The organism is Nostocoides australiense Ben110 (assembly GCF_001050535.1).
Classification (GTDB): Bacteria; Actinomycetota; Actinomycetes; order Actinomycetales; family Dermatophilaceae; genus Nostocoides_A; species Nostocoides_A australiense.
In genome coordinates, this window is sequence record NZ_HG764815.1 from 4,021,617 (window position 1) to 4,025,792 (window position 4,176).

At 66.0% G+C, this 4,176-nt stretch carries 6 protein-coding genes and 2 pseudogenes; 6 read left to right on the plus strand and 2 right to left on the minus strand.

Annotated elements, in window-relative coordinates; genetic code table 11:
- Positions 1 to 211, minus strand: a pseudogene (locus BN11_RS24440) (IS3-like element ISAar46 family transposase); the annotation flags it as partial.
- A 316-nt stretch (positions 212 to 527) separates the two neighbouring features.
- On the opposite strand from BN11_RS24440, the gene BN11_RS19850 reads away from it, so the two are divergent.
- From BN11_RS19850 to BN11_RS19865, 4 genes and pseudogenes are all read left to right on the plus strand, one after another.
- Positions 528 to 758 (plus strand): helix-turn-helix transcriptional regulator, encoded by a 231-nt coding sequence (locus BN11_RS19850; protein WP_048702058.1) that lies wholly within the window; start codon positions 528 to 530, stop codon positions 756 to 758.
- Positions 759 to 1,332: 574 nt separating this feature from the next.
- A pseudogene (locus BN11_RS19855) lies at positions 1,333 to 1,930 on the plus strand (site-specific integrase).
- Positions 1,931 to 2,106: 176 nt separating this feature from the next.
- A complete protein-coding gene (locus tag BN11_RS19860; RefSeq protein ID WP_048548370.1) occupies positions 2,107 to 2,352 on the plus strand; it encodes a type II toxin-antitoxin system Phd/YefM family antitoxin in 246 nt (81 codons plus the stop codon).
- Positions 2,349 to 2,606 carry a Txe/YoeB family addiction module toxin gene (locus tag BN11_RS19865; protein WP_048548373.1) on the plus strand — a complete coding sequence of 86 codons (258 nt, stop codon included), beginning with the start codon at positions 2,349 to 2,351 and terminating at the stop codon, positions 2,604 to 2,606. The genes BN11_RS19860 and BN11_RS19865 overlap by 4 nt, the downstream gene beginning before the upstream one ends.
- Before the next feature lie 22 nt (positions 2,607 to 2,628).
- Here BN11_RS19865 and BN11_RS19870 read toward each other — a convergent pair whose 3' ends face one another.
- A complete protein-coding gene (locus BN11_RS19870) occupies positions 2,629 to 2,784 on the minus strand; it encodes a PGPGW domain-containing protein (RefSeq protein WP_162213299.1) in 156 nt (51 codons plus the stop codon).
- Between the two features lie 325 nt (positions 2,785 to 3,109).
- On the opposite strand from BN11_RS19870, the gene BN11_RS24445 reads away from it, so the two are divergent.
- The gene (locus BN11_RS24445; RefSeq protein ID WP_162213300.1) at positions 3,110 to 3,508 is read left to right on the plus strand and encodes a hypothetical protein; all 399 of its coding nucleotides are present in this window, start codon (positions 3,110 to 3,112) and stop codon (positions 3,506 to 3,508) included.
- Between the two features lie 56 nt (positions 3,509 to 3,564).
- Positions 3,565 to 3,837: a hypothetical protein gene (locus BN11_RS19880; protein ID WP_157044298.1), complete on the plus strand. Its 273-nt coding sequence runs from the start codon at positions 3,565 to 3,567 to the stop codon at positions 3,835 to 3,837.
- Positions 3,838 to 4,176: the final 339 nt, after the last annotated feature.

A 4,176-nucleotide genomic window follows, 5' to 3' on the forward strand; every position in this document is an offset into this window, starting at 1 on the left:
GCTCCTCAATCTCCCGGTCGCGGCGGTCCCGCGAGACCGGGCCCAAACCAGCCCGGGCACCGGCGTCAGCCGCTCGACGCCACTCCACGATGTGCGAGGAGTACAGCCCTTCCCGGCGCAGGACCGCACCCCGCCCACCGTGCTCGGCCGCGTCGTACTCGGCCAGGATCCGCGCCTTGTACTCCGCCGTGAACACCCGCCGCTTGGGCCGGTCACCTCGAGGTCCCATGACCCCATCATCAACGGCCCCATCGGCCAAAGTCATCGTCATCAGCTACTACTCGCTTCTCACCCCGTGCAAGGGAAGGAACTCAGTCGTCGTGTCTCACCACAGCCTGACGCACAGGGCGTTAGCAACAATTTTCTGAACTTTCCTAGGGACGTGCTCTGACCTGCGGCGATGCAAACGTCCCTACCTTTGTCCCTCCCCCGCGAAGCTCCGGGTGGGGACGAATCCGGGTACAACCCCCTCCCATGATGACCTGCGTGAGCCGACGCTCACCGCCGCCGATCACGAGGAGCCCACGATGACCGCACAACACCACCCCACTCTTCGTCCACAGAACGCCGGGGACGAGATGCTCACGCTCCAGGAGGCCTGCGCCTTCCTCCGGGTGCCTGAGGGCACCCTGCGCTACTGGCGCCACCTCGGATCCGGGCCGCGCAGCTTCAAGCTCGGCCGCCACGTCCGGTACTGGCGCGCGGACCTCGTCCTCTGGCTCAGCGAGCAGACCAACCGTCCACAGAACCACCGCTGAGACTGCCCGCCGTCAGATCTCGGAGGGACGATGGAGCGATCTCGGAAGGAGCATCACCATGGCGGGAAACATCGCCAAGCGAGCCAACGGCAAGTGGCGGGCGCGGTATCGCGACGAGTCCGGGAAGGAGCACTCGCGACACTTCGACCGCAAGATCGACGCCCAGCAGTGGCTCGACGCGGTCACCTCGGCCGTCGTCACTGGAACCTACGCGGATCCACAGGCCGGCCGGATCACGTTCGCGGCGTTCTTCGGCGAGTGGTCGGCCCGCCAGGTCTGGGCACCCGGCACCGTACTCGCGATGTCGCTGGCGGCCAGATCCGTGCCCTTCGCCGGGAAGCCGATGAAACAGGTACGGCGCTCGGACGTCGAGACCTGGATCAAGCAGATGAACGCCGCCGGCCTCGCCCCCGGCACGATCAAGACCCGGTACGTCAACGTCAGGTCGGTGTTTCGCGCCGCCGTCAAGGATCGGGTGATCGGAACCGACCCGACCGACGCAGTACGCCTCCCCCGCGGCCGTCGCCCCGACATCGCCATGTCGATCCCCACACCCGAAGACGTGGGGCAGCTCATGGCCGTGGCCGACGAACGGTTCCAGCCATTCATCGCCCTCTGCGCGTTCGCTGGCCTTCGGCTGGGCGAGGCCGCCGGCGTCCAACTCGGCGACGTCGACTTCCTCCGCAAGTCACTCAAGGTCTCCCGCCAGGTGCAACGTGTCAACGGCGGGGCGATCGACGTGCGGGCGCCGAAGTACGGGTCAGAGCGCGTCGTCTACCTCGCCGACACCCTCGTCACAGTCCTCGCCAAGCACATCGCCGCCCACGGCACCACCGGCAACGATCGTTGGCTCTTCGCCGGGGACGGCGACAACCCACCACACCAGAACACCGTCAGCTCCCAAGACCCTGTACGACGCCGGACTGTCCGGCATCAAGCTCCACGACCTGCGGCACTTCTACGCCTCCGGCCTCATCGCCGCCGGGTGCGACGTCGTGACCGTCCAGCGCTCGCTCGGTCACTCGAAAGCCACGACGACCCTCAACACGTACGCCCATCTCTGGCCGACCGCCGAGGACCGGACAAGGAAGGCCGCGGAGTCGATCATGTCCGCATCGCTCGGCGAGCCCGCAGGTCGACTCGCCGAGAACGAGACGAGCACAGGCAAATGAGTCCTGCCTGGGACGGCGGACTTGCCTCCCGTGGCGTGAACCGGTGGCGCGTCATCACCCCCAGATAGGGCTACGCCGGGTGCGGCCTGTTTCACGGACATGCCGATGGTCGGACGTTGTCGGCACAGGCGGATCGTGTCATATTGGTACAAGAACCTGTACCAATAGGAGAGATCATGGCTGTCACCGCAAGCGAGGCACGGAAGAACTTGTTTCCTCTCATCGAGCAGGTCAACGAGGACCGCACTCCGATCGAGATCACCTCCCGCCGCGGTGACGCGGTGCTGATGTCTCGCGCGGACTATGACGCGCTCGAGGAGACGGCCCACTTGTTGCGGGTCCCGGCCAATGCCCGACACCTGCTCGAGAGCCTGCAGCAGGCACGGTCCGGGCAGCGGGACGAGCACGACATGGTGCGATGAGGCTAGTCTTCACACCGAACGGGTGGGCGGACTACACGTATTGGCTGGCCGCTGACCGGCAGATGCTGAAACGGATCAACCGACTCATCGATGACGCCCTGCGAGACCCGGTCGCCGGCATCGGGAAACCCGAGCCACTGCGACACATGCTGGCCGGGGCATGGTCGCGCCGGATCACCGAGGAACATCGGCTCGTCTACCTCGTCGACGGCGACGACCTGGTGATCCTCCAAGCCCGCTTCCATTACGTCTGACGAGTCGTCCGCTCCTGCCGCGTTAGGTGTGTTCGGGGCGCTTCCCCAGCAGGACGGCCGCTACGGCGGCAACGATGACGCCACCTGTGAGGACGAGCATCCCGGGCCCTGGAAGGGGAATCAGGACGATGCCAACAAGAATGAGCGCCACTCCGACGCCGAGCAGGAGCTTCAGCATTTGCGCATCCTCTCCCATCGCCGAGGTCGGCAGCGGGACGTTCACTCATCTGCCGCAGTCCGCGCTTGCCTTTCCTGGAAGGGCGACGGGTTCACCTTCTCCGTTCGAATGGGCGCACCTCGCCGAGAACGGCCCCATGCTGGCCGTTGACGATCACGCGAGGTGACCGTCGCTTAGTTGACGCGAGGACGACCCGGCCGTGCCAAGGCACCACGACCGTCCGGTTGTCGAGCGTGAGCGACTCCACGTCGGCGCTGGTCCGTAGGACGACGTAGCGAATCCATCGACCGCTCCACGGCCACCGATCCGCTCCACCTTGGTCGTCATGGACCCCGCCGCTGCCATCGACCGCGACGAGCCCGAGATCGATCTCGGTATCGGCTGTCTCTGGCAGGCGAAGGGCGGCCGGCAACCGGGTGGGGCGTGGGGAGAGCAGGTCATCCTCGGCAGAAGCACCGCCGCCGCCGAGCAGGTGCCAGCTCGCGCCATGCTTGCTCAGGACCCACGTCTCAGACAGGACGCAGCCGACCCCACGGCGGGCGAACAGGGTGACCGCCACGTCGCCTGCGACGTCGACTGCCATCGGAGCGAACCGACGACGTCGGCTCAACCGAGACACCGGATGCAGGTGCCCGGACTGAATCAACTGGACGCTCTCAGTGATCGCGTCGTAGGCCACGGCCACATGCTAGGAGGACTGGGACTGAAACAACGCTCCATTTGAAATGACGTCCGACTTGCCTCATGAGGCGACTCACCGTCGAGCCCTATGCTCCCGCCATGGACGCGCAACGCCAGCCTGAGCCCGTCGGGAGCATGTTGCTGGCGTTAGCTCTCCTGCTCCTGGCTGCTTCAGGTCTCGTCCTGGCCACTTCCTGGACCATCGGCTATCCCGCGGTCGTCCTTGCCACCGGTTGGACCGTCGCAGTCATCGCCCTGATCACGGTTGGGGTCACTGCGTGGCGAGACACTCGTAGCACTGGAGTGGGCTTTCTGCCCGCCCTCGGCTCGTCCCTGAAGCGAGTCGGACGCTTCGTCATCGACTTCTTCTGACGACCAAACGTCCGGATTTGCCGCGATACGAAGACGCGCATGACGCCCGTTGACGGGAGTTTCGCCTCGCATCGTGCGAGTGTGTCCCGGTGGAGATCGTGTCGACAGTTGGGGCGTGGCAAGAACTGGCCGAGACTCCCAATGCCAGCGACCGCGTCGCGGCCTGGACCACGTCGTACGAGGCACGATTCCCGTCGGTCTTCGACGTGTACTACAGCGGGTGGGGAACCCGCGCTCGACGACGAGAGGCGGCGAGGCAGGCGCCAGTTCTGAAGAACCAGATCGTGGCGGCCGAGGACCGCGCCTGCCACCTTCTAGGAGACTGCTGAACAAGGTGCC

Bases quoted from the DNA above. Each gene is read 5' to 3' on its own strand.
- BN11_RS19880 (WP_157044298.1), top strand. From the start codon at position 3,565: ATGGACGCGCAACGCCAGCCTGAGCCCGTCGGGAGCATGTTGCTGGCG.
- BN11_RS19870 (WP_162213299.1), bottom strand. From the start codon at position 2,784: ATGCTGAAGCTCCTGCTCGGCGTCGGAGTGGCGCTCATTCTTGTTGGC.
- BN11_RS19860 (WP_048548370.1), top strand. From the start codon at position 2,107: ATGGCTGTCACCGCAAGCGAGGCACGGAAGAACTTGTTTCCTCTCATC.
- BN11_RS19865 (WP_048548373.1), top strand. From the start codon at position 2,349: ATGAGGCTAGTCTTCACACCGAACGGGTGGGCGGACTACACGTATTGG.
- BN11_RS24445 (WP_162213300.1), top strand. From the start codon at position 3,110: ATGGACCCCGCCGCTGCCATCGACCGCGACGAGCCCGAGATCGATCTC.
- BN11_RS19850 (WP_048702058.1), top strand. From the start codon at position 528: ATGACCGCACAACACCACCCCACTCTTCGTCCACAGAACGCCGGGGAC.